This is a genomic window from Shewanella intestini (assembly GCF_018221465.1).
Taxonomy (GTDB): Bacteria; Pseudomonadota; Gammaproteobacteria; order Enterobacterales; family Shewanellaceae; genus Shewanella; species Shewanella intestini.
The window spans coordinates 515,642-540,178 of sequence record NZ_JAAIKR010000001.1; the positions used below are offsets into that span (position 1 = coordinate 515,642).

The 24,537-nt window shown below is 40.4% G+C and carries 18 protein-coding genes; 5 read left to right on the plus strand and 13 right to left on the minus strand.

Going from position 1 to position 24,537, the window contains the following annotated elements; all coding sequences use genetic code 11:
- Positions 1 to 122 precede the first annotated feature (122 nt).
- Entirely contained in the window at positions 123 to 1,070 is a 948-nt protein-coding gene (locus G3R48_RS02245) for a LysR family transcriptional regulator (RefSeq protein WP_153660723.1), read from the plus strand.
- 16 nt (positions 1,071 to 1,086) lie between these two features.
- Here the strand turns inward: G3R48_RS02245 and G3R48_RS02250 are convergent, their stop codons facing one another.
- The 6 genes from G3R48_RS02250 to G3R48_RS02275 form a co-directional block, all read right to left on the minus strand.
- The gene (locus G3R48_RS02250; RefSeq protein WP_153660722.1) at positions 1,087 to 2,361 is read right to left on the minus strand and encodes a CDP-glycerol glycerophosphotransferase family protein; all 1,275 of its coding nucleotides are present in this window, start codon (positions 2,359 to 2,361) and stop codon (positions 1,087 to 1,089) included.
- Positions 2,362 to 2,459: 98 nt separating this feature from the next.
- Positions 2,460 to 2,873, minus strand: a complete 414-nt coding sequence (tagD, locus tag G3R48_RS02255) for a glycerol-3-phosphate cytidylyltransferase (protein WP_153660720.1) — start codon at positions 2,871 to 2,873, stop codon at positions 2,460 to 2,462.
- Positions 2,874 to 2,917: 44 nt separating this feature from the next.
- The gene (locus G3R48_RS02260) at positions 2,918 to 4,330 is read right to left on the minus strand and encodes a sugar phosphate nucleotidyltransferase (RefSeq protein WP_153660718.1); all 1,413 of its coding nucleotides are present in this window, start codon (positions 4,328 to 4,330) and stop codon (positions 2,918 to 2,920) included.
- An 11-nt stretch (positions 4,331 to 4,341) separates the two neighbouring features.
- Complete coding sequence (locus G3R48_RS02265) at positions 4,342 to 6,279, minus strand: WecB/TagA/CpsF family glycosyltransferase (protein WP_153660716.1); 1,938 nt, start codon at positions 6,277 to 6,279, stop codon at positions 4,342 to 4,344.
- 537 nt (positions 6,280 to 6,816) lie between these two features.
- Complete coding sequence (locus tag G3R48_RS02270) at positions 6,817 to 7,860, minus strand: glycosyltransferase family 2 protein (protein ID WP_153660714.1); 1,044 nt, start codon at positions 7,858 to 7,860, stop codon at positions 6,817 to 6,819.
- Positions 7,857 to 9,158, minus strand: a complete 1,302-nt coding sequence (locus G3R48_RS02275; RefSeq protein WP_153660712.1) for an oligosaccharide flippase family protein — start codon at positions 9,156 to 9,158, stop codon at positions 7,857 to 7,859. Before G3R48_RS02275 ends, G3R48_RS02270 begins: the two co-directional genes overlap by 4 nt.
- A gap of 267 nt (positions 9,159 to 9,425) precedes the next feature.
- On the opposite strand from G3R48_RS02275, the gene G3R48_RS02280 reads away from it, so the two are divergent.
- Positions 9,426 to 9,782, plus strand: a complete 357-nt coding sequence (locus G3R48_RS02280) for a hypothetical protein (RefSeq protein WP_153660710.1) — start codon at positions 9,426 to 9,428, stop codon at positions 9,780 to 9,782.
- Between the two features lie 68 nt (positions 9,783 to 9,850).
- On the opposite strand, the gene G3R48_RS02285 is transcribed toward G3R48_RS02280, so the two are convergent.
- The 6 genes from G3R48_RS02285 to G3R48_RS02310 all read right to left on the minus strand — a co-directional run bounded on the left by G3R48_RS02285 (position 9,851) and on the right by G3R48_RS02310 (position 16,510).
- Positions 9,851 to 11,125: an O-antigen ligase domain-containing protein gene (locus G3R48_RS02285; protein WP_153660708.1), complete on the minus strand. Its 1,275-nt coding sequence runs from the start codon at positions 11,123 to 11,125 to the stop codon at positions 9,851 to 9,853.
- Positions 11,065 to 12,639, minus strand: a complete 1,575-nt coding sequence (locus tag G3R48_RS02290; protein WP_246504582.1) for a GumC domain-containing protein — start codon at positions 12,637 to 12,639, stop codon at positions 11,065 to 11,067. The genes G3R48_RS02285 and G3R48_RS02290 overlap by 61 nt, the downstream gene beginning before the upstream one ends.
- Positions 12,640 to 12,648: 9 nt before the next feature.
- On the minus strand, positions 12,649 to 13,896 hold the full coding sequence (locus G3R48_RS02295; protein ID WP_153660706.1) for a polysaccharide biosynthesis/export family protein: 1,248 nt from the start codon (positions 13,894 to 13,896) through the stop codon (positions 12,649 to 12,651).
- Positions 13,897 to 13,946: 50 nt separating this feature from the next.
- Complete coding sequence (locus tag G3R48_RS02300) at positions 13,947 to 14,312, minus strand: STAS domain-containing protein (protein WP_228497285.1); 366 nt, start codon at positions 14,310 to 14,312, stop codon at positions 13,947 to 13,949.
- A gap of 548 nt (positions 14,313 to 14,860) precedes the next feature.
- Positions 14,861 to 15,250, minus strand: coding sequence for an ATP-binding protein (locus G3R48_RS02305; RefSeq protein WP_153660704.1), 390 nt, complete (start codon positions 15,248 to 15,250; stop codon positions 14,861 to 14,863).
- A 57-nt stretch (positions 15,251 to 15,307) separates the two neighbouring features.
- Positions 15,308 to 16,510, minus strand: coding sequence for a fused response regulator/phosphatase (locus G3R48_RS02310; RefSeq protein WP_153660703.1), 1,203 nt, complete (start codon positions 16,508 to 16,510; stop codon positions 15,308 to 15,310).
- A gap of 319 nt (positions 16,511 to 16,829) precedes the next feature.
- On the opposite strand from G3R48_RS02310, the gene G3R48_RS02315 reads away from it, so the two are divergent.
- Together G3R48_RS02315 and G3R48_RS02320 are read left to right on the plus strand one after the other, a co-directional pair.
- The gene (locus G3R48_RS02315; protein WP_153660701.1) at positions 16,830 to 20,729 is read left to right on the plus strand and encodes a PAS domain S-box protein; all 3,900 of its coding nucleotides are present in this window, start codon (positions 16,830 to 16,832) and stop codon (positions 20,727 to 20,729) included.
- 69 nt (positions 20,730 to 20,798) lie between these two features.
- On the plus strand, positions 20,799 to 22,283 hold the full coding sequence (locus G3R48_RS02320; RefSeq protein ID WP_153660699.1) for a sigma-54-dependent transcriptional regulator: 1,485 nt from the start codon (positions 20,799 to 20,801) through the stop codon (positions 22,281 to 22,283).
- A gap of 133 nt (positions 22,284 to 22,416) precedes the next feature.
- Here G3R48_RS02320 and G3R48_RS02325 read toward each other — a convergent pair whose 3' ends face one another.
- Positions 22,417 to 23,061, minus strand: a complete 645-nt coding sequence (locus G3R48_RS02325; RefSeq protein ID WP_153660697.1) for a hypothetical protein — start codon at positions 23,059 to 23,061, stop codon at positions 22,417 to 22,419.
- A gap of 443 nt (positions 23,062 to 23,504) precedes the next feature.
- On the opposite strand from G3R48_RS02325, the gene G3R48_RS02330 reads away from it, so the two are divergent.
- The gene (locus tag G3R48_RS02330) at positions 23,505 to 24,320 is read left to right on the plus strand and encodes a tRNA-uridine aminocarboxypropyltransferase (protein WP_212593183.1); all 816 of its coding nucleotides are present in this window, start codon (positions 23,505 to 23,507) and stop codon (positions 24,318 to 24,320) included.
- The last annotated feature ends 217 nt before the right edge of the window (positions 24,321 to 24,537 follow it).

Sequence of the window (24,537 nt, forward strand, 5' to 3'; positions counted from 1 at the left end):
ACATTCTCCAAAAAAGTTGAGGCGAGCGATTCTACGGATTTCAGTTGATGACATATATAGTGTTTTTTTTAATTCATTAGTGCCAAAATAGCACCAATGATAAACTCATTAAGGTTGAGTTAATGGATACAACAAGTCGATTGATCATGTTATTGGAAGTAGTTGAGCAGGGATCTTTTTCTAAAGCTGCAGAAATGCGCAACATTGACCGCTCTGTTATTTCCAAACAAATTACCAAGCTAGAAGAACGACTTGGGGTTAGGTTGCTTAACCGAACCACACGCTCTTTTTCGCTTACCGCCGCCGGTGCTGAGATGGTAAAAAAAGCTAAAGAGTTGCGGTTAATGCTGCAAGACACGGTGCAATTAGCTGAAAACTACCATCAAGAGCCTCGCGGCTTATTACGGATTACCTCATCAGGTTACATCGGTAAATATTATTTAATGCCGGTAATTAACGATTTTCAAAAACGTTTTCCTCAAGTTACGATAGAGCTGCGTTTAGAAGACCGTGTCATTGATATTATTTCAGAAGGCTTTGATTTAACGTTTAGAGTCGGCGAACCTAAAGACTCGTCATTAATTGCGCGTAAACTTGCGCGTAACCGAATGATGATTTTGGCAACCCAAACATTTATTGATACATTTGGTGAGCCTAAAGACATGACTGATTTAGCTCAATTGCCTGCGGCCATGTACAGTAGTTCCCACATTCGCTTTAATACCATTGATTTTATTGATGCTAATGGCGCTGCTCAGCAACAAGTCATTAATCCGGTTTTTCGCTCTAATGATGTCGAAGCGTTGCTGGCTAAAGCGTTATCGCACACCGCCTTTTTTATTGCGCCAAGCTTCTTATTTGCTAATCATATTCATGGTGACAAATTGGTTCCGATGCTTACTCATATTCAGTTACCAGATTACAAAGCCATGTATGCGGTTTATCCACATCGGGATTTGCCTGTACGAACACGGCTATTTTTAGATGCAGCTCGCCATTACATTGGTGATGTTACTCCCCGATGGGAGCTTAATATTCCCGGCTTTTCTGGCATGTACCAAGGTAAATAAGTTTATTTTTTAGTCATTATAGACGCTGCTGAGAAGGTGTGATTGGATATATGGACTTTGATTGTTGTTGGGCAACCCAATGGTCAATACAGTCAAAACTACTGTTAGTTGCATACTCCCAAAATAAGTCGATGGTTGAGTTTCTGGCTAAATCAGGGGCGTCGGGGGCATTGTAAGAATGCATTGTGAGGTAGTTCATTAACTCTTCAAAATGAGTCAAAGTAGGGCCAATGCTGGGGAGTTCTTCTGTAAAAGGGTATTGCCGGCGGCATTGGGTTTGATAATGGTCTTTATCAAATTTATAAAAGGCAATATCACAGTGGTTAGGTAGGGCGTCAATATAGATCGATGAATAGTCAGAAATTAACACGTCGATGACCGATAAAATACCATAAATATCTTCCCAATCGGTAATGTCTACAATATGACGATATTGGTTAAGCGCAGTTGAAAAGTGCGCTTCATTGGGATGAAAACGTAACAACATGATTTGATTATTGGTCATCAAGTGATTATTTAATATCTCAAAGTCAATTGCTTGAGTGTATGGGTTTTGACCTGTTGCTAAAGCGGAGTCACGCCAAGATGGTGCATATAAAATGATGTTAGTTTGCTTAATTTGTTGTGCTGATAAGTTGAGTAAAGCATGAAGGGTAGCGATGTCTTGCCCTGAATAGCGTTGATAATAATCTGTTCGAGGGTTACCACATTTTAATAGACTTGCTTTAGGTAATTTAAATGCGCTGCTAAAGAGGGTAGCAACTAATTCACTGGGTGCTAGCATCAAGTCTGCACGGGTTAATTGTTGATGATATAAACCTTTAGCAATCAGCTTTTCCAGTTGTGTTTGCGGGTGAAAAATGTGCTGCATTGGGCCGTTATTAATATCAAATTCAATTCGTTTTAATGGCGAACCATGCCATAAATTTATTTTGATAGCACCATTAGCAAAGTATTGATTTACATCGCCTATATAGCTGTTGTAGACATAATATTTAGCGGTTAATGCATGATAAATCCCCATTGCAGACCAACGGTAAAATGCCATAAGTCCTTGTTCTGTTAACCTTTTTACTAATAATTTGTCACCGCTAATCCAAATAGCATTCATGGTTTGGCTTTGGTGCCAGTGTAAAAATAGATACTTGGCATTATCAGAAAATTGATTGCGATAAGAGCCACACACCGCCTTTTGTTGCCGAGTAACCTTGGCTGCAATAAATGATAATATCGCCACAATGACTATCTTGACACTCGCTTTTAATATGCTCGTTTTGCTGGTCCTTAGCATTGCCTACTCCTTGTATGGAACTGCCACTTATTGGTCATTGACTCAACAATATTTCTCTGTATGGCTTAGTGCTATTTATTCATCTATTGCTCTACGGCCTATGCGCTTAGGCACTGAGGCCGACTCGCGACGGCTAAAGACTTCTTTATATCTGTGGTAGATATTTCTTTGGTACGTTTTAAATACATGACCTTACAAATATCACTCAAATCATCAAATTTGCCTAACCAATCATCGCCGATAGCAAAAATATCAGCCTGCAAGCGGATGATGTCGCCACGCTTTTGTTGCCAATTACTTTCAGGAATAACCATATCAACATATTTACAGCTTTCGACAATTTCTCTGCGTTCTTGGTAGCAAAAATAGGCTGATTTATTTTTTAAGGTGTTAAATTCATCGGTCGACACACCGACAATAAGTTGATCGCCCAACTGACTGAGACGTTTGAATAATCGAATATGGCCAACATGAAACAAGTCAAATGTGCCGTAGGTTAAAATTGTTTTCATCATCTTGTCCTTGTTTTAACAGTCATAATATCGAGGGGGTAGGCCTACTTTAATGTCAGTAGGCGGCGAGCATAATCCCATTGAGAAAGCAGTGAATATTCCATTTCTATCAAGGTTATTTCTTCTTGAGGCGCTGAATTTAAAAATAGTTGTACAGGCCCAAATACTCCAAATTTTTTATCAATAGCGTTGGCTGAAGTGTCTTGTTGTGTCTCATTGACAAGGTTTAACCTAGGCTTTATTTCAATGGGGGCTGCGCCAAGCAGGTGTAATTTACCGCTTATTACATGGCTTAATTGCGGTAAGCGGTTTATCAGCGCATGGTTGGTATTGAGCTCGACTAATTCGATGGCGCATTGATCATTGGCTTTAACGGTTAATCGACGCCCAAAGATATTTTTACCGGAAAAAAAAGCACTTAAAAAACTCATTAGAATAATGGGTAAACTGACGATCATTAAAGCGACGGCTAGTACTTGCTGGCCAAGCATAGAGGGTTGGTGCAATGGGGTTGTATTGGCAGTACTTGATTGCTGTAAGCCACTGACACTAATAATTGAAGGGTCGTCGATTACCGTTACTTGATTAGTTAAGGCATTGATTAAGGTATCGCCTGCCACAATCATATTGTGCATATTAAGCCCTGAGCCCACTGAGGTATTGGGTAACACCACGGTGTTTGAAAGCGTTGAAGCGCCAATATAACAATGTTCACCTATGACAACGGTTTCGGTTAAGGTAGCTAAAGCATCAATATGGCTAAATGCACCCACACTGCCATTAAAGTGTTGCACCGACTCATTATTCACTTGATGTTCAAACCATTGGTTTTTATGTGGATTAATTTGGCGTCCACTTAATGCAAAGTTAAGTGGATGGGTCATTACATATTGATTTGCTTTAATGATGTTTTCAAAATCAAGCAAATGAAAGCATTCGCCATGCAGTAGTTGGCTAACACCGCTTTTTACCGACACGGGTTCGTTGACTAATGGCCAGTCTAATTGTTGGGTATGATTTATGCCGGCGGGAAGCATAAGTAAGCCTGGATTCATGCCGTTCATCCTCGCGCCAATATAGGTTTGTGGCATGTGTTCACACAGTTCAATATATTGAGTTAATGTCGCGGTGCGTAACATGTCTCCGCGGATAATGAGCAATGGCTCGTCAAGCTGACATTGCATGCGACGTAATACCGATTCAACCGATTCTTGTGGTTTACTGAGAAAGTAATCTAGCTTCACCCCCCAGCGTTGACCTTGTTGTAGGTGTTGTTGAATTTTACCTGCATCATTGGCGACAACGATTTTGGCGTGACGAATGCCGCTTTGCTTGAGGCTGTCTAAGGTGTATTCAATAACGGCTTTATTGGCAATAGGTAATAAAGCTGGGCAGTAATGTTTGTCTAATGGCGTTATTTCATGACCGTTGCGATTTGCAAAAATGATTGCTTGCATAATGGTGTCTCCTAATAAGCGCCGCGAGCAAATAATACTGCGGGGATTGTTTTTAGTAATAAAGCAAAATCTTGTTTAAATGATTGTTTATAAAGATAATCTACATCTAGCTCTACTTGTCGTTCAAACGGGATATCCGATCGACCAGACACTTGCCAAATACAAGTGATCCCAGGTTTAGTTAATAAACGACGGTGATCAGACGGTTGGTATTGACTCACTTCACTAGGTAATGCAGGTCTTGGGCCAACAAGTGACATATCGCCTTTGAGGACATTCCATAGTTGAGGTAATTCATCAATCGATGCTTTACGAATAAACTTACCCACACGGGTGATCCTAGGGTCAGACTTCAACTTAAATAACACCCCGCCTTGCATTTCATTTTCTTGGGTTAATTTTGCAAGCCTTGCCTCGGCATCAATAAACATGGAGCGAAACTTCCACATGACAAAAGGTTGGTTGTTTAGCCCCACACGGGTTTGGGTAAACAGCACTGCGCCGCGAGACTCGAAATAAATACACAATGCGGTGAACATGAGTAATGGGCTGAGTAGCAACATTAAGATGCTGGCGGCAACAATATCAAAGGTGCGTTTACTGACACGGGCAAGCATTAATTTAAAGAAGTATTGCTGCTTACGAAGGTCTGACTGACCTAAGTAAGCCGCTGAGCTTAAAACATCTAAACTTTCTTCACTGGGTTTAGTGTCTTGGGTTAAAGCCAAACTATCGTGTAAATGGTTGTTAAATAAGCGGCCGATGATAACTCTAAACGTAAACACGGGATTGCCAATAAGGTAACGACGCCACATGCGCATGGGTTCTTGCATCAATCGCCAAGTCCATTCCATTCCCATTTGACGCACAGCCAATGGCGCTCGGCTGACTTTGTTGGCATAAAAGTCGAATAAACCACCAACACCGACAGCAACTTTAACCTTCAATTGAGCTTGATGCTTAGCAATCCATGCTTCTTGCAATGGAGCACCTAAGGCCACTAATAAAATGTGTGCACCTGAATCATTTATTTGAGTCATTAATTGCTCTGAATGGCTAGGGTCAAAATAGCCATCATGAGTGCCACTTATGGTGAGCCCTTGAAAACGCTTTTGTAAATTATTTGCTGCTTGTTCAGCAACTTGCGGTTTTGCACCAAGCAGATAAATTCCCAATTGCTCTTTTGCCGCTTGTTCGCACAATAGTGGCAACATATCAGTGCCGTTAACATTATCTTTTAAGGTAAATTGCAATAGTTTGCTAGCCAAACGAATACCACTGCCATCGGCAAAAACTTGTTGGCAATGGTTGAGGGTTTCTCGATAGGTTTTGTTGTTGTAAGCAATGTTCAAGCAATCGGTGTTTACAAAGGCATAATGAGCGCAGGCATGGCCATTTTTTGTTTGATGAATAAGACCATTAACAGCCTCAGACATGGTTAAATTGTCAATCTTCACTCTAAAGATACTGACGCACTGGCTAATTGTTCCTATGTATTGGGTCGATAAACTGTAACCGACTAAACAACGTAGACAAGCAGCAAGGTAATGAAATAAGTGGGTGTTAAGCTTAAGGTCGTCAATGTGCTCGTCATATGATATCCCCATACGACGGTGCATGTGTTCAAAAGACATTAACCCCGGACGGAGACGATAAGGCTGGTACTCAACTACCGCATATTGCGCTTGACTGCCTACTATGCCTAATTGGCCTTTTATGACATTGAGTAACCCTAATGACTTTGCGAATATCCCGCTTTGAAAGGCGATAAAGGTAAATGGCTTATTTAGACCATGAAAGCTAATTCTTTCAAAAATAGGTTCAGGTTTTACCCATAAATAAAGGCATTTAACTACCAGAATTGGGCTAAGTAGTCCAAGTAAAAGTAGGCTAATTAACACCTCAAACAATCTAATTGAGAAAGAGGTTTTGGTGATAGGTGTCAGCATAAATACCTCGTTTAAATGTCATGTGGGGCGATATGAAGTCCGTAATGAATTGCAAAATGACTGTGGCATCTTATGGGGCAATTCAATATGTTATATTGTCTATGCGGGTAGCATGCCAATTATTTAAGTTGTTGTTTTATAATGAATAGGTGTGTTTTTTTGTGTGTTTATAAATATAAAAAATCAAATGTTGATGCGTTTTGCAATTTGAAGTGATTTGATTGCAGTTTGCAAAAATGTAGTTAAGAGGCATAAAAAGCGAAAAGGAAGCACGAAAGCATCGTCAATATTGCTGCAGTCGATACAGCTGCATTATCAGAGATTAACCATACCGAGATTGAATCGGAGAAGCAGGGGCGATGGATTTTTTGGTAAATAGAGCCTTTTGGTAAACAGGGCTTATAAACATTGAGTGATAAATTGTGGTTTATCCATAAAGGGCGAACAGCAATGTTTTATTGCTCATCCTATTTAGGCAATGATGCAAAAATTGGCTGCAACATTGCCCGCTAAGTGGCAACCGCGATAAGCTCATCATTATGATAAATTGGCAGTTTTAACCCCATCTCGAGCAATTTTATATTTCTGGATTTGACCAATAACCTTTTGCCCAAGGTATTCACAATACTGGTAGCAAAATTTAGGTAATATCCATTGCAAATAGGCAGCAGATAGAGTGGTGATCGTGCGACTGGTTTCATCTAATAGAATCCGCGGTGAAGTCATTAATGCTTGGGTGACTAACTTAACCGCCATTTTACCATCACCTATCCTAATCGCTTGACGAGACAAGTAGCGTAATTGATACGCTCTGGCTGTTTTCTCATGTTTTTTAAGTACCTGTGGCGCATAAGTTCTTGCTCGGCTAACCATTTGCTCCCAAGACGCTAATTGCTTCATTAAATTAGCGGATAATCCACCATGATTAAGGCGGTAATAGGTCAGTGGTTGTGGTAAACCTTCCATCGTCCACTGGGTGGTGGTGATTAATCTGAACCAACATTCAATATCTTCAGACTGTCTAAATTCTTCATCAAAATAGCAACTATAAGCTTCTTTTCGGGTTGGGTGTGCAAAGCGGATATCGTTAAGGGCACTGCGACGTAATACTGGCGCAGAGCCATTTCCCACTGGATTTCGACACAATAAGTGGCCGCCGTCAATATCAGTTAATTTTGGCATTTGATAAAAATCTAACGGTTGGCCTTCAAAGCTGATAAAGCTTGAGCGAGAGAAGCTTAAGCCTATGTTGGGGTTTTCATTTAAATGCTTCGTATGCAGCTCTAGTTTGCTGGGATGCCAAATATCATCGCTGTCAATAAATGCCACATAACGTCCAATAGCATGACGAATGCCGGTATTTCTGGCAGCGGCTAAGCCTCGATTTACTGGGTGATTGATGATTCGAATTCGATTGTCATTAAAACTTTGGCAAATCGATAAGCTATTGTCTGTCGCACAATCGTTAACAATGAGCAACTCAAAATTTTCTAGTGTTTGGCTTAATACTGATTCAATGGCTTGTTTGACAAATTTTTCCACGTTGTAAACAGGCATGATAACTGACATTTTCGTATTCATAATGTTTCTCCAACAGAAATAGGTCGCGCTGATTTATAGACTTTTTGATAACTCAAAAAACAAAATAGCGGCATAAAAATTAAACAACAGGCCATGACACCTTGAGCAATGGCAATTAATGAGATTTGACTACTGACTGCAATGACCAAGCCTAAAATTAAGGTTAATGTGATATTGAACTGTAAATTGAGTTTACTTAAACCATTAGCTAACAATAATTGACTGGCAGCTTCCGCTAACGGACGAGTCAATCCGCTTAAACATAAAAAAGTAAACAGTGCGACAGCATCGGTGTTGAGCCATTGCTCACCGTAAACCAGAGGCACATACCAAGGGGCGAATAGGGTTTGAATTGCAATGACTGGCACGGTTACTGTCATAATGGCCGCAGTGCTATTAATAAATTTACTGCGCTGGTTGGCTTGTTCGTCATGACAGATATGGCTGTAAAATACAGTGCCAAAACTACTGATAATGCCTAAACTCACCCCCAAACTAATGTTGTAAGCAAAGAAATAGAGACCTAATGCTTCTACGCCCATAAAGTAGCCAATTAATAAATAATCAATGTGTTGGCGTAAGGCGATAGTGATGTCGCTGCAGATAACGGGGAAACCAAAGCGTAGTAAATAGGTCACTTTGGTAAGTGACACGGGTTGTTGTAATGTTGGTGCAGGTAAAGGGTTGTGATAACGATGTATCGCTAGCCAAACAAAAATAACCAACACTTTAGGCAAAATAATTGCCCAAATGCCAAAACCAAGTAAGGCTAATAATGCAGTGAGCAAGCCATCAATGATGGTTTGCCACAAGTTAGCGCGGCCAACAATGCGCATTTGATTATTGCGAAGGTGTAAGGTTGCGTATTGCATACCCCAAGGCAAAATAAGAAAGCTGGTGGACATCACGACAATGGGGAGCGTGAATACGTCGGTTTGATAATGCCAGCTAAGCACTTTTGCCATTAACAGCATTAATCCCATCGCGATAATACAACTAATAAAGTTAATCATATTGGCGCTAGGTAGGTAGGCATTAAACTGTTCTTGCTCCATGCGAATGAGCGCGGCTGAAGTGATACGACGTGTTCCTGTACAGATGAGTTCAAACATCGTTAAAATAATGGCAACTTGGCCAAATATTTCTGGGGTGAGCAATCGGGCTAATAAAATACTGGAAATCAAGCGCACAATTCGGCCGCTAAATTGCGCCGACCCCAGCCATAACATACTTCTACCAATGGCACTAAAGCCTTGATGAATAGCTTTAAGCATGTGATGTAATCGGGTTAGCAGCATTGATATTCCTTATCGATGGCATGATTTGCACATTGCAACGCATTTACCTGCTCGATGACTGAGTAACTACTGGGCTTATAAGGGAATTACACTAACTGTGCCAATGTGCGGTTGCTGTTTTTTTTAATCTTCAAGCGGTTGTTTAATTTAACTATTTACTTTCATTATTTTAAATATCCAATAAAATAGCTCAGGAGAAAATACTTTAATTTGCATAATGCATTTGCAAATTAGGGGGCTAAAAATAATAACAAAAGGGATTGTATAGTGAGTTTTTTTAGCGCAGATACCGTTCGTAAACCGCTTGGGCGAGGGTTACTGTTAAGCAGTGTTTTATTTGCTGGTTGCTTTGATTACTCGAAGGTCAATCATGATTCAAGTTTGCTAGCGAATGCTGAAAAGCTCAGTTGCAGCCAAGATGTGTTTAATTTATTTGAAAAAGAGTTAATGAGTAGCGACGAGCTAGGCCATGGTCCTGATATTGGGTCGCAAGAATGGCAAGCGGTAATTGAATTCAAACTAGGGTTAACGGGAAACCCCACTTTACCCTCGCACACCAGTAGCGATTGGTGCGATTTTATTTATCAGCAAATGTTTGCTAAAAAAATACACCAACTCGACTAATGCCATGTCGCTTATGTATCTGTTTACGATTCAAATAACCTGTTATGGCGTTTGTTAATTGATACCTGTCATCGATTGGCGGTTTTTTTAGCGGCAGGCTTTTTAGGTGCTCTATGAAATGCCAGCCCTAGAATGATTAACCCTGGCCAAAATAAATAAGCCAAAATTTCTAAGTTTTCACCAAACGTATATAAGGTAAGTAGCATTAAAATGGCTAAGCCTGTCTTAGCAATGGCATAATCGAATATTTTAAATAGCAGTACAATAAAACTCACAAACATCGGCACAGCCAGTGCAAATGCTCCCACAATACCTTTTACAAATAACAACCCATACCAAGTATGGTGAGAACCAATAGGCATGTATTCCACCATGTGTGGCCCGCGCTCGACAATACCGTGACCAAATACAATGGCTTCATTCCACCACCGCTGCAGGGCAATATCGGCCAATGCTTCCCGCACACGGGTCGAGTCTGCTCTAGCTGATTTAATGGTGCTGATGGTGGTTGATATGCCGTAAATGATTTTATCGCCCACAGCGCCGGCCACTAACATTATTGGACTAAGGAAAAAATACAGTATCGGTGAGCGTACCCATTGCAAACAACTGAAATAGCCAAACAACATGATATAACAGACAATTCCTAATCTTGATTGAGACATTAATACCATTAACAAGCTGCCAGCCACCCCCCAAAATCGCCACCGTAAATCTTTTTCTTGATTAGCAAAAATAAAATATAAATTACCTAGCATACCTAGCGCGGGGGCCCAAGGGGTGAACAGTCGCCAGCGAGGCAGGCCACTACCAGGGTCTATTTCATATAGGCTAACTGAGAAAAATTCAGGGCCAGGGCCGCCAATAATACTTAGCGGTGAGACATAGAGGGTTTTGGGTAGGCCAATTAACCAAGCAAGAATGAACAGTGGTAATAGCATTACGGTGTATTTACACACTTTACAGCTAGCGCGGTAGATAATCTCTGCTCTGACATTAAGGCAGCTTAACGCTGGGAATACTGCAAGTAACGCCCAGCCTTTGGCCCAACCAATTGATGACTTTATTAACTTAGGTAGTCCCAGTGCTTGTTCAAGGTGGCCTGCAATTAAGGCCATCAGCATTAACCACATACCTAAAAACCATAAATAGTGTAAAAAAGTCAGTGGTTTTAAAGGTTGGCGATACATTTTTTTGATTACCATTTTTACAAATAGTACCCAAGCCAAAACCGGAGCGACGACGTACAAAGCCCCAAACACCCAAAAGACATGACTAAAAACTATTGCTCCGTAGATGAGTTTTTCGTCAAAATTTTGCGCAGTAATGGTTTTCGTATCCATAAAATGCAAAGTCCTGTGATTGACATAAACGAGGCGCTCAGTGCAGCCACCATTAATAAAATGATGGTTAATTTATTTGATGTTGTTGGCAGTGTTGGTGGCGACAATAATTGGAGCAATGGATAAGCGGTATAAATATCGGCTTTGCTGACATCCATTTTGGCAATCGCTGAGGTTAAAATCGCTGTAGCCAGTTGATGTTCGCGGTGTAGGTCTTCCAATAGCGCGGCATCATCATTACTGGACTCTAGACGGTCTTCCCAAGCAAGTATTTCATGATCTAAGCGAAATAATTCATGTTCTAATCCTTCGCGTTCAGCACGTACGGCAATCAGTTGTTCAAATAATTGTGAACGGCCATCAATATCATCGATAGTGAGTAAGGCTAAGATTTTTTGACTATTTCTTCCAAGTAATGACGAAATATGATGATTTAATGCTTGATAAAGTTTGTTTTTTTGCGCTTTCATTGTCGTTATTTGTGGATGATTTGTTCCATAATGCGCTGACATTTCATGTAGTTGTGCTTTGGTGGTATTCAAGGATGCGACCATTTCTTGGATTAACTTGTCGTTATGTAGTTTTAGTAGGTCTGCTGCCAGTTTAGGGCTGGTATCTAAGTGACGTATTAATGCGGTTTCTTTTGCACTTAAACCGTTAACTTTTGACACTAACGTCACTCGGTTGTGACGCAACCTTTCTATCGTAATCGCCAATTCTTTGAATTGATCCAAAGAGACCAAGCCGCGTTCAGATTGAAATCCTAAAATCGCTTTTTGGGTTGAATTCACTTTGTTTGAAAAGCCGCTTAATCCTCGTCTAATGCCATTTTCACGCATTTTCACTTCATCACTACGCAGTTCATCAAGCATCACTTGTAGAGTGCGATATAACGCCCATGCTTTGGCTTGAGCAATTTTAGGGTCGTTAGCATTAATGCTAAATAGCATTAATCCAGTTTGATTGGGTAATTTAAGCTTCGGCTTTCCTATGGTGCCAGCAGGCATTTTAGCCATTTGTGCCGCTCTGATGAGCAATAACTCGCTGTTAGCAATTGCTTTATAATTCTCTCTTGGGTCAATAGCTGAGCTTGAATAAGGCGAACTAGAAGAAGAGGTTGCTTGGCCTAAACTTTCTAAGTTTACTAATGCTCCAGCGCCGTTACCGGGCAAAATAACTGACCATTTAGACTCATAACGGGTTGGCGCAAGTAGCATTAAAATGCCTGCAATTATCCAAATGGTCAGTATGGCTGCGAAACCCGTTTTTAAATATAAACGTTTGCGTGACGCATGAGTAAGTTGACTACCTTCAACGGCTGCACGTTTAAGCCAAAATAAGTAGGCAAGTTCAGAAATACTTTGCTCTTGCTCATTGTTATTAATATGGTAATGCTGCTCAGTTGCCTCAGTTGCCTCAGTTGCCTCAGTTGCCTCAGTTGCCTCAGTTGCCTCAGTTGCCTCAGTTGAAGAACTACGTTTTCTATTCGCATTAGAGTCTGATTTTTTTGTCATTAATGCCTCCTAGAAATAACCCATTAGACTCGATGGAATAACGACTTCTGTGATACTACGAACAATCTCACGGGCGTTAGTGACCCGGGAGTCATAACACGCAATGCCGTCACCGGGTAATAACACCGGATTCATATTGGGTTTCCATGCTTGGCGAATGAGATCGTCAATCGCACGTTCAACTACATCAATTTTGCTAGAAAGTGGGTTCTTGGTGACTAAAATCACGTACCGCGAGGCATTGGTTGATTGCGCGCCGCCAACACAGTTAGCTGCAATTGCACCATTGAGTAATCTTGTTCCATAAGGAAAGCGAGTGGCTTCGCGGTCTACTGCCGACTGGCTATTGGAGCTCGCAGGTTGGGTAAGGTTTGACATAAACACCCTAATTCCTGGCGGGGTAATTTGAGATGGCCTAACTAAGTCGTCATTAAACGTGTGGGTCGTGGGAACATGGACTCTATCACCACTCATTAGGGTAAATTGTTGCAGTTCACGACCAGTAAAAATACTTGTTAGATCCAGTTGGTAGACATAATCGTTGCGAGTAACTGTTACACGGGTGATATCAGCATCTGGGCGGATGCCTCCTGAAGATTTAATCGCAGTTGTTATCGAACGATCACTGGCTTGATCGCCACTGTAATTGCTACCATCATCGATGTTTTCCACTGGTTTCTTTTTATTAATCATATGCTGGCCTGGCTCAAAAATAGCCCCAGAACTAATGATATTAATGGCAGCCCAACTAATAGGGACAATGCTTATTCTAATGGCATGTTCATGCATCATATTTAATTCAATCAGCGTGTGTTTAATGCGTTGGTTTAACTGCTCAAGGGTTAAGTTACTGGCTTTAATTGCTGGTAAGTAAGGCAGGTAAATATTACCATCCGCATCCACTTCTACCGCGCGGCTAAAGTCGTCGCCATTGAGAATATGAATATCTATTTTGTCACCGACAGAAAGCGCGAGCGGGCGATTAAAGTGGTGAATATTGTCTTTGGTAATGATAATTGGCAATTTGGCGTGTCTAGGGTCAAAGCCTTGTGCATGGTATGGCGGAAATGGGTGGCCATTTATCGCACTAATGGTGCGTAGATAAGGGGTAGTTTGGCTAAAATAATGACAACCATTAATGTCAACTTGGTTGCTGTCTTCATGACAAACATCTTCACTTTTAGGTTTCATTGGGGTGACGCAGCCCGTTAGACTGAGTGATAGCAACAATAGCATTGCAGATTTGAAAATATGCATAACAGGCTCCTTGTCACACAAACAGATAAATGAAAGATGTTTTTTAAGGGCTACACCGCTTGCTTTTCGTTTTGGTCAAAACGTAAAGCAATTAAGGCTTGTTCTTCTGTTTCGTAGATTTCCATAATCAGATGTAATCGAGTCAATTCAATGAGTGCCAGTACACTTGGCGTAGGGTTAAGCAATACCACTTCACCCGAGTATTTTTTGACTTGATTGCGAGCAGAGATAAGTACAGATAACCCGCTTGAGTCAATATATTGTAGTGCTTGCAGGTCAAATACTAAGCGGGTGTTACCACGGTCAATATAATCAATAATGGCGGCCCTAAAAGTAGGGGTTTGCGCCATGACCATTTTTTCTGGCAAATGGACGATACTGGCATGCATGTCGGGTTTCGCTTCAAATTTCATCATAAATGACTCTCTTATTAATTCATCTGGGGATAACCTTATAAAGCACATGTCGTGCCAATAGTTAAAGTTGTTATTAATCAAGTTTTTACAGTAGGTCTGGTACGATTGTATTTAGTTAAAAGGGATTTTTTGCAAGATGAGAATGCAAAATGAGAATCAATTTTTATTTTTGTAAAACAGTCGCTTAGGTCTTTATGCAAACAAGGTGAATATTCAGGCGTCAACAGGGCATGCTTGGAAGTGAAGCGATAGCGCGAAAAAGAAAGGCGGTTATCTAGCGCGAATTTCAATGAGCAGAGGGATTTATCAAATGGGCATTGTTTTGTTGGATATTTGTTTATTTCGCTATTGTGGCTTACAGGCTTACAGGCTTACAGGCTTACAGGCTTACAGGCTTACAGGCTTACAGGCTTACAGGCTTACAGGCTTACAGGCTTACAGGCTTACAGGCTTACAGGCACAAGTAAGCTGACGCGAGTACAGTCGCAGCATGGATATTTGATGATGAAATCACAACTTAAGCATGTTTTATCTTATTTATAAAAAAGTTAACGCAACAAACTTAAACGCAAGTGGGTGCCTAATACCGACGGCTTTAATACCACTTGATCCATCCAATTATCCATGATCCACAAGCCACGACCATTTTCTTGTTCAATATTAGGGCATTCATTCACATCGGGTAACGGACTAAAATTGGCTTTATCAAGCACATCAACCATGATTTTTTGATCATTGCAATGTAGCATAATGATGATTTCATTAGCATGGCTGCCGCCGTGTTGTAATGCATTATTTACCCCTTCCATCGTGCAGGTAATCAATTTAAAGCGCTGTGCTTCAGTGACATTATTTAACAGCATAAATTGTTCAAGCTCTTCGCATAAATGGTTATCTTCAATGATGTTTTGGCTTAAGTTAATTTGCAGGGTGTTCATGGTCATTCCTTAACGGTTAATCTGTTGCTGATAAATGGTTATTAGGGCATGTTTAGGTTATTTCTCAATAGCGTCATGACTGAGTAAAAGTACTGAAATATCATCTTGTTGCTGACCTTGTTGCCACAAAGATAAGCAATGTTGTAAATGCGCCAATAGTGCACTTGGGCCAAGTGAAACAGTGTTTTTACAAATATTGAGCAACCTTTGCATGCCAAACATGCCGTGAGTATCGTGATGCCCTTCATAAGCGCCATCTGAGTAAATCATCAATCTATCGTTGGGTTGCAAAATTGACTGCCAATTAGTGTATTGGGTGTCCTTACTTATCCCAACTGGCAAATGAGAGGGCATGTTTATTTCACTGGCATTTTGGGGACCCATAATCACAGGTCGTGGATGACCTGCATTACTGAGTATGAGCTCACCACTGAGCGTATTGAATTTACCAATGAGTACAGTGGCGAATGTGCCTTGGTCACAAGGGTCAATAAAGTGTTGATTTAAATGACACATTAATTCAGCAGGGGTTAATTGCCAGTCCACTTGGTTAGGGTTTAATAATTGCGTCAAGGTGAAGCTCAGCATCGCTGGGCCTGCGCCGTGACCGGTGATATCAACTAAAAAGAACCCAATGGTGTCATTATCAATGGCGAAGCATTGCATCATGTCTCCAGCGAGTTCACTTGCAGCAATAAAACAATGGTTGGCTTGCCAATGATTTTGGCTAAATTCTGCATCGGGTAATAAGGCTTGTTGCAATAACGCAGCTTGTTGTAATTCTGTTTGCTTGTCATTTAATTGTGCTTGATTAAGCGCTAATGCTTGAGTTAATTCTTGTTGCTGGGCGTGCATAACATGTTGCGCACTGACAAGGCGTAAGGCCGCCACAACGCGTATTTGCAATACTTTAGGAGCAAATGGTTTTGCAAGGTAATCGTCTGCGCCTGATGACATAGCGAAAATTAAATCTTCATCTTGGCTGTTACCTGTTAACAATAAAATATAAGGAGGGCTAGCGTGCTTTTTGACGGCAATACATAACTCAATCCCTGAAAGATTAGGCATTCGCCAATCACTTAAAATCAGATCAAAGGTTTGATGCTGACATAAATCTAATGCTTTTTGGCCGTCATTGCAGTCCATCACGTCCATTGTCGCGCCTTCAAACTGAATCGCTTTAATGACCGAAGAGATAAATAACCGTTCACTATGACTGTCTTCAACGACCAAAATACGAAACATTCTTGGTTCGGGCATGCTTTTCACCTTTTATTTGTACTAAATTAAATGTTCATGATAATTTTTTGCGATATGCAACATTTTTTCTGCACTTACAATAAATAGCAAAGGACGTGCCTAATATTTTATTTGTAATAAAATCAATGTGTTGATTTTTTGTTTTGTAGTTGCTTATTTACATATTGCATCTTCTATTCAAGTTTAATTGCAAATTGCAAAGACCTGATTCATAGTGAAGTTAGTCAGAACGAATAAACGAAAGTTTGATAAACATCGTGCTAAAAACGCAGTTGATTATTTGAATTAATTTCAAGTTTTCAAATAAAGGAGAAGGGATTTGTCCTTTAGATTTAAAACCATTATTGGTATTGCAATAATTGAAGGGATTCTACTTTTAGTATTGGTATACACCAGTATTCATTACTTAAAGCAGGCTAACCAAGACGAGCTCCAAAAGCGTGCTCAGCATGTTGCTGATATTTTTTCTCATGCCGTAAAAGATGCGGTTCGAAATGATGATCAAACGCGATTAACCATCTTATCTGAAACCCTCAGCCATCAATCCGAAATTAATTACATTAATGTCTATCACCATGGCAATTTATTGGTTGGCATGCATAAAGAATTACAGCAACCCGTTTGGGATACTCAAACAATTGGTATCGCGATTGAAGGCGATGATGTGGTAGATATTTCTAAACCGGTCACCATTGATGGTGAAGTTATTGGCAAAATAGAAATCGGCTTTGATCGCTCTCAATTTGACTCTTTTTTACAACAAGCTTCAACGCGGTTTTTATCTATTGCCGCCTTAGAAATGGTGTTAGTGGCATTATTTTCTTGGTTGCTCGGAATTTATCTCACCAAAAATTTATCATTATTAAAAGGTGCCTCTAAGCGGATTTTAGAGGGGGAAACGGGCGTGCAAATTCCCATTATTGGTAAGGATGAAATTGCACAAACATCGCAAGCATTTAACCAGATGGTTAAAAATATTGATGCCAGAAATCAAGCATTAGGTGCAGCAAATGTGCGTCTAAATACTATTTTAGAGTCGGCCATTGATGGTTTTATTATTATTAATATCGATGGCATTATTACTGAGTCTAACCGCGCTGTCTCATTGATTTTTGGTTATGAAAAAGAAGAATTAATTGGTGCTAATGTGTCATTGTTGACACCAAAAGCTGAGCGTCATCTTCATGATGGCTATATCAATCGCTTTTTAGAAAGTGGTCAAGAGCGAGTGATTAGTACGCGCAGAGAAGTTGTTGCTGAAGATAAAGACGGTGATGAGTTTCCAATAGAACTGTCTGTTTCGCGGATGAAAATTGATGGCGAAACCTTCTTTTTAGGCTTTGTTAAAGACTTATCTGAAATTAAAATCAATGAAGCGGAAGCCGCGCGCTCTGAGTCTATTTTACTGGCAACACTTGAGGCCAGCCAAGATGCACTGATTACGATTGATATTGCAGGCCTTGTACAAGAGTTTAACCTTGCCGCCGTTGAGTTATTTGGTTATGAGCGCGAAGAGGCGCTTGGCAAACCATTAGAAGATTTAATTATTCCTGCAGGATTTAGAGATCCCCATCGTAAAGGCATGGACCATCACCGTAAAACCGGTGAAGGTGCGGTGTTAAATAAGCGCATTGAAGTTCCGGCGTTGACCAAAGATGGCAAAGAGTTTCCGGTCGAATTACGTGTTATCCCTATTCAACTCGGGGATGAATTATTATTTACCGCCTTTTTGCGTAACATTTCAGAGCAAAAATCGCGTGAGCAAGAACTCAAACAAGCTAAAGAGCAAGCTGAAGCAGGCAGTAAAGCGAAGTCACGTTTTCTTGCGACCATGAGCCATGAGATCCGCTCGCCACTTAATGCCGTTCTCGGTAGTGTTGATTTACTGTTAGATTCAGAGCTGAAACAAGAACAACGTATTTATGCTCATACCGCCAAAGAAGCTGGTGACGCGTTATTAAATACCATCAATGATATTTTAGATTTCTCAAAAATTGAAGCCGGGCAGATGGTGCTCGAATCACATGAATTTGAACCGGATAAGTTGGTGGCTCAAGTACTGCAAATTTTGGCCAATAAAGCGGCCGAAAAAGGGGTGCATTTAGCCAGCTTTATTAATCGTAATGTGCCTCATTCACTGGTAGGTGATCCCCAGCGTTTAAGACAGGTCATCCATAACTTGGTTGATAATGCGATTAAATTTTCTACCTCTGGGTGTATTTCTGTTGAAATGTGGATCCCTAATAACCACCAAGACCGTGTCGAGTTATGTTGTGCTATTACAGACCAAGGAATAGGTATTTCCACTGATGCTCAAAACAAATTATTTAATGAATTCTCCCAAGTACATGATACCCATACCACCAGTTATAAAGGTACTGGTTTAGGATTAGCCATTTGTGCTGAATTGGTGCGGATGATGGGCGGTGATATCGATGTTGAAAGTTCTTTAGGCGGCGGTAGTCGGTTTAAATTACATGTCACCCTAGATGAGAGCTCTGATAGCCAAACTCATTATATGCGCCTACCTGAACATAGCCGGGTACTGTTGATTCACCCCGACAATACCTTGTGCAAATTGGTTAAAAAACAATACATTCAGTATGGGGTGCAAACGGTTTATATTCGTGATGTACAAGATATTTTCAAATTGTCGAAAGTTAAGGGTCGCTTTGATGTCATTTTTGTCGATGATTCGAGCTTAATGAGTATTGATGAAAAGACCGTTAACGCACTGCGCCATGACTTCTTATTTGATAAGGGCTTATTAACGGTTCTTAGCGCAGGGGTGAATACAGAAATGTCTTCCATGTTGGCTCAAATGGGCATAGAACAAGTGGTCAATAAGCCATTGAGCCGCTCGATGCTATTGAGTTTAGTCAGTGGTGCAACTCAACCTAATCAAATTAATGACACCAACAATAAAACACTGTCTTTGCCAGAAGGCTTGAGCATTTTATTGGCAGAAGACAGTCCTGCAAACCAGTTAGTTGCCGGAACAATGCTCAGTAAATATGGAGCGAAGATGGAATACGCGAATAATGGCGTAGAAGCTGTTGATATGGCATTAACCAAAGATTACGACATTATCCTAATGGATATCAGAATGCCTGAAATGGACGGCCTTGAAGCGTGCCGTCGTATCTTAGCTCAAAAACCACAACAGTTAATTTTGGCCATGACAGCCAACGTATTTAAAGAAGAGTTTGAAGCCTGCACCGCCGCGGGAATGAAAGATTTTATTGGTAAACCAGTCACGCGTGATGACTTAATTTCGAGTGTGGCACGTTGGGCTAGTCCTAAACCTGTTACTGACATTAATATGTCTGCCGCAATGGCCTTATTAACCCCTGAAGCCAAAGCCAAACTTACGCCCATTGAACCCACAAGGCCGCACACAACGCTTGATGCTAAAGCAATAAAGATAGATGCGCAGCACGAACAAGCGCCTACAACCTCGTCAATGGATAAACAACCTCATATTAGTGATAAAAAATCCATTGATGAGCTAGGTGCGATGAATTCATCTGCTGCGTCAACCGATCATCAAGTGGCTCAAACCGATTATCACTCTCTTGTCGATAGCGAGTCGGGGCAGGCACAATCAACTGACCAGCAAGTGCTGGTCTCGTCAGCTGAGCACGGTCGTTTTTCCAAAGGCATTGTGTTTAAAGATGATAATTTTATTTATCACTCAGATAAAAAGCCGCAAGATGAGACAAGTTTGCAAGCGACAAGCCAAACAACCTCATCAAATATCATTGATGAAAACGAAGAACACAGTGATGGAGCGCTACTAAGTGAGGCTGGCGATGAGGCGATGCAACCTCAGCAAGATAATCTGCAGCAAACCGAGCAGATAGACAACCGGGGATTAAATATTAATCATCAGTTACTTGATTTTGAAATTATTAAGCAGCTTGAGGATGCCCTTGGACGCGATAGTTTGTGTCATATGTTGACGGTATTTTGTGATGAAACTTTAATGCGAGTGGGTGTGTTAGAGTACCTCGGCGCTAAAGGTGATGTTGAAAAAATTGAAGCAGAAGCGCATACCATTAAATCCAGTGCCGGTAGTTTTGGGGCTAAAACCTTATTTGAACAGGCAAAACTGTTGGAGTTTGAGGCCAGACAAAAACAAGTCAATCCACAAACGTTTAAATTGTGTGTAGCAAGTGCAAAAGAGAGTATTAACAGTATGAAAGCCTTGTTTAGTTGATGCTTGAGTCAAGATGTTATTGATGGCAACGGGACGTTGTAATGATGAACCATAAGGGAATGTAATTTCATGGCAGAATTTAGTGTTATTTTGGTTGAAGACAGCTTGTCTTTAGGCGCACTGTATAGCGAATATTTGTGCAGTGAAGGCGGCGACGTGACTTTAGTCCATTTAGGAGAAGACGCGCTAAATGAAATAAACCGTCAACCACCAGACTTATTAGTGTTAGATATTAAACTCCCTGACATGTCGGGGATGGATATTCTCGCCCAAGTTCAAAAAACGCATCCCGATATTACCGTTATTATGGTGACGGCACATGGCACCGTTGATATTGCCGTTGATGCTATGCGCTCAGGGGCATTTGATTTTTTAATGAAGCCCTTTGATAGTAAACGGCTTGCCATTACCGTAAGAAATGCGCTTAAACAACGTCAATTAGTTAAATTAGTTGATAGCTATGAAAAAAGTCTCCCAAAAACTAATTATCAAGGTTTTATTGGTGAATCATTAGCAATGCAAACGGTTTATAAGACCATTGATTGTGTCGCCAATAGTAAAGCTTCAGTGTTTATTAGTGGTGAAAGCGGTACTGGTAAAGAGGTATGTGCTCAAGCCATTCACCAAGCAGGGCCACGAAATCAAAAACCGTTTATAGCCTTAAACTGCGCCTCTATTCCAAAAGACTTAATTGAAAGCCAAATTTTCGGCCATACCAAAGGCGCATTTACTGGCGCGGTAAATCAACGTGATGGTGCGGCCACACAAGCTGATGGTGGCACCTTGTTTCTTGATGAGCTTTGCGAAATGGAACTCGAGTTGCAAAGTAAATTACTGCGTTTTATTCAAACCGGTGTCTTTCGCCGAGTGGGTGGTTCGCGAGACGAAAAGGTTGATGTGCGCTTTGTTAGTGCAACCAATAAAGATCCATGGGAGCAAGTCGTTAAAGGTGAGTTTCGTGAAGACTTATATTATCGCTTGCATGTTATCCCTGTTGAACTGCCTCCGCTTCGTGAACGCGGTAAAGACGTGCAATTGATTGCAAAAAAATTACTTATTCAATATACCAAAGAAGAGAGCAAGTCATTTAAAGGCTTCTCTAAACAAGCAGAAAATGCACTGCAGCAATATAATTGGCCAGGTAATGTGAGGCAGTTACAAAACGTAATTCGCCAAATTGTTGTGCTAAATGATGCCCAATTAGTGGAATATGACATGTTGCCAGTGCAAGTGTTAAAAGCATTGCCATCAGTTAATACCCAAAGCAGTAAAACGGGGGCAGAAATCAATCAACTTAATACTGCTGATATAATGACGCATTTACCATCCCAAGCTGACAATGTGCCTCAACAAGCGCAATTTGAGGACGCATCGCCTGTTGCTGTCGATGACGGGCCTATTGAAGCGTTATGGAAAACAGAGAAGCGCACTATAGAACATGCCATTGATATGTGCGAAGGCAATATCCCTAAAGCTGCGGCGATGTTAGATATTAGTCCTTCAACTATTTATCGTAAAAAACAGTCGTGGGATGACATGGAGCCACAAACGTAATTTGTGCGGTGTTAAGCCTGTTGAGCTAAGCAAAATAATCAATATAAGTAGCGCCATTAAGATAGTTGAGTAACTAAAGCAACTTGTGCAATAAAGCCAAAGGTGTCAAGCGCATAAGTTAGTCAACATGAGTTTAAGCACGAGTGTTAATAGCTTGGCTCGTTTCATAGTAAGTTTGCATGGTCGATAATTGCATATTTTTATGCATCGTATTCACTGCAGTATGTCTTGCGTCGTCATTTTGGGATAAATATAACGCGCTAGGCACAGTTAATGTTGGCCGAGCACCTAAGGCCATGTTTGCTAAACCTGTATAGGCTTGAAATTTTAATAGCCCCTTTTTAAAAGCAATAAAATCATTGAGTTTGTCATGGTATATCGGATGGGGCTGTATTGATGTTAGCGCCCTATTAGCTGAGCTTGGGGCTACTTGTTCATTGTCTATGCGTTGCAGCGGCGTTTTCTCAATGACTTGTTTGGTTATTGATTGTGCGACAGAGGGGAATTGTTGCTCAGGTGTCAAATTTAACTCAACAGCTAAGCGTTGGCGTCCCTGTTCACTTATCTTCACTAAGTCGGACTGAGCATTATTATTGTGCTGTTGTACTTGGTCTTTGTGCGGCGCAGAATTATAAGCTTGCTTATGGTTTGAGGTTGAGTCTAATTGCTTGATTTCATTAATAGACTGAACGTTTTCATTACGTCTATTGGTTTTATGAAGTGATAAATAAGACTGAGCAACAGTGTGTTGAGTGTAACTATTAAGTGTTGAAGTCATTATGTTGTCTCTCCATTAAAGTGAGTTCTCACTTTAACGAAAGCCATCCATCAGGTTAATTTTAAACCAATATATTGTTTAAACATTACTCATCATTAACATCTCAACCTCGTCAATGATCGGCAATGTTAATATGATTAACATTTACACATATTAGGATTAACTATTATTAATATTACTTAAAACCTTGGTTGTTATTGTGTACTTATTGCGCAAACTGACTGGTTGTTTTTATTCCATTAATCAGTATTAAGTAGGATGAGCAGCGGTTAATGGATTCTTGTTTTTCACCGTGTTAATGATTTATGCGGTTATTTGCATTATTATCTGACGCCGTAAGTTGCAACCATATTTGGCACATAGGGTTTATTTTTACTGACAAGCCTTCGCTTATTTAGCCTGAGGTCGGTGCAATTAAAATCCGTTAAGGTCGTTGATTGTTTATGCTAGAAATTATTTTATTAACGCATCAAAAAGAACTGAATCGTTTGAGTAACACGGGGAAGTTAGTCATACAAGCATACCCTTATAGTCGCGTCGTTGTGTGGGATAGGGTGAAGCCTGACCCGCAATTGTTGGCTCAGCTTGCCTGTCAAAAGGTGGCGTTAGTGTATCGAGATGACCGCGACATTGCTTTAACTCAAGATAAAATACAATCATCTTTAGATAAAAATGATCGACAAATGATGTCGCCAAACATTGCTCAAGAACAAAGTCGTATTCAATCTGCTGCGCCGTTGTCAGCATCATTATTAACTCCAACTTCAACTTCAACTTCAACTTCAACTTCAACTTCATCACCAGCACTATCGCTTGAAGGTAATAACGCAAAACTTTTAGGTACTCAAGCTGAGTTGGTTAACGCTAGCGGTGATCAAGTCATGCCAATCAAACCACATTATCAAGCAGTGGTTATTTTGGATAGTACATGGCAAGAAGCGCGTAAAATGTTTAATAAAAGTAAATATTTACATCATCTTGAACAGATAAGTTTAGTCGCTCCACAGGGATCCATTTATCAACTAAGGCGTAATCAAGTGGCTGATGGGTTATGCACGGCAGAATGTGCGGCGCAGTTACTCAGTGATTATCAGCAGCCAAAGTTTGCCCAGAAAATTATGCACGCGCTAGAACAAATGCAAAGCAATCAAAGCAATCAAAGCAATCAAAGCAATCAAAGCAATCAAAGCAATCAAAGCAATCAAAGCAATCAAAGCAATCAAAGCAATCAAAGCAATCAAAGCAATCAACAACAGTAACTAACAACAAGCTATAACAGATAAATATATGATGTTGTAATTATTTTAAGTTGCCTAATAAGTCTTACATGCAAATTTAAATAATGTTTAAAGCCATTATTTAAAACATGCTTTAGGCGCATTAGCCTGTGACGAAACTAAAACTAAAACTAAAACTAAAACTAAAACTAAAACTAAAACTAAAAAAAGCTAAAAATAATCTTTGCAACTAAATTAA

Excerpts from the sequence above, each read along its gene's own strand:
- G3R48_RS02245 (WP_153660723.1), top strand. The coding sequence starts at position 123 with ATGGATACAACAAGTCGATTGATCATGTTATTGGAAGTAGTTGAGCAG.
- G3R48_RS02250 (WP_153660722.1), bottom strand. The coding sequence starts at position 2,361 with ATGCTAAGGACCAGCAAAACGAGCATATTAAAAGCGAGTGTCAAGATA.
- tagD (WP_153660720.1), bottom strand. The coding sequence starts at position 2,873 with ATGAAAACAATTTTAACCTACGGCACATTTGACTTGTTTCATGTTGGC.
- G3R48_RS02260 (WP_153660718.1), bottom strand. The coding sequence starts at position 4,330 with ATGCAAGCAATCATTTTTGCAAATCGCAACGGTCATGAAATAACGCCA.
- G3R48_RS02265 (WP_153660716.1), bottom strand. The coding sequence starts at position 6,279 with ATGCTGACACCTATCACCAAAACCTCTTTCTCAATTAGATTGTTTGAG.
- G3R48_RS02270 (WP_153660714.1), bottom strand. The coding sequence starts at position 7,860 with ATGAATACGAAAATGTCAGTTATCATGCCTGTTTACAACGTGGAAAAA.
- G3R48_RS02275 (WP_153660712.1), bottom strand. The coding sequence starts at position 9,158 with ATGCTGCTAACCCGATTACATCACATGCTTAAAGCTATTCATCAAGGC.
- G3R48_RS02285 (WP_153660708.1), bottom strand. The coding sequence starts at position 11,125 with ATGGATACGAAAACCATTACTGCGCAAAATTTTGACGAAAAACTCATC.
- G3R48_RS02290 (WP_246504582.1), bottom strand. The coding sequence starts at position 12,639 with ATGACAAAAAAATCAGACTCTAATGCGAATAGAAAACGTAGTTCTTCA.
- G3R48_RS02295 (WP_153660706.1), bottom strand. The coding sequence starts at position 13,896 with ATGCATATTTTCAAATCTGCAATGCTATTGTTGCTATCACTCAGTCTA.
- G3R48_RS02300 (WP_228497285.1), bottom strand. The coding sequence starts at position 14,312 with ATGATGAAATTTGAAGCGAAACCCGACATGCATGCCAGTATCGTCCAT.
- G3R48_RS02305 (WP_153660704.1), bottom strand. The coding sequence starts at position 15,250 with ATGAACACCCTGCAAATTAACTTAAGCCAAAACATCATTGAAGATAAC.
- G3R48_RS02310 (WP_153660703.1), bottom strand. The coding sequence starts at position 16,510 with ATGCCCGAACCAAGAATGTTTCGTATTTTGGTCGTTGAAGACAGTCAT.
- G3R48_RS02320 (WP_153660699.1), top strand. The coding sequence starts at position 20,799 with ATGGCAGAATTTAGTGTTATTTTGGTTGAAGACAGCTTGTCTTTAGGC.
- G3R48_RS02325 (WP_153660697.1), bottom strand. The coding sequence starts at position 23,061 with ATGACTTCAACACTTAATAGTTACACTCAACACACTGTTGCTCAGTCT.
- G3R48_RS02330 (WP_212593183.1), top strand. The coding sequence starts at position 23,505 with ATGCTAGAAATTATTTTATTAACGCATCAAAAAGAACTGAATCGTTTG.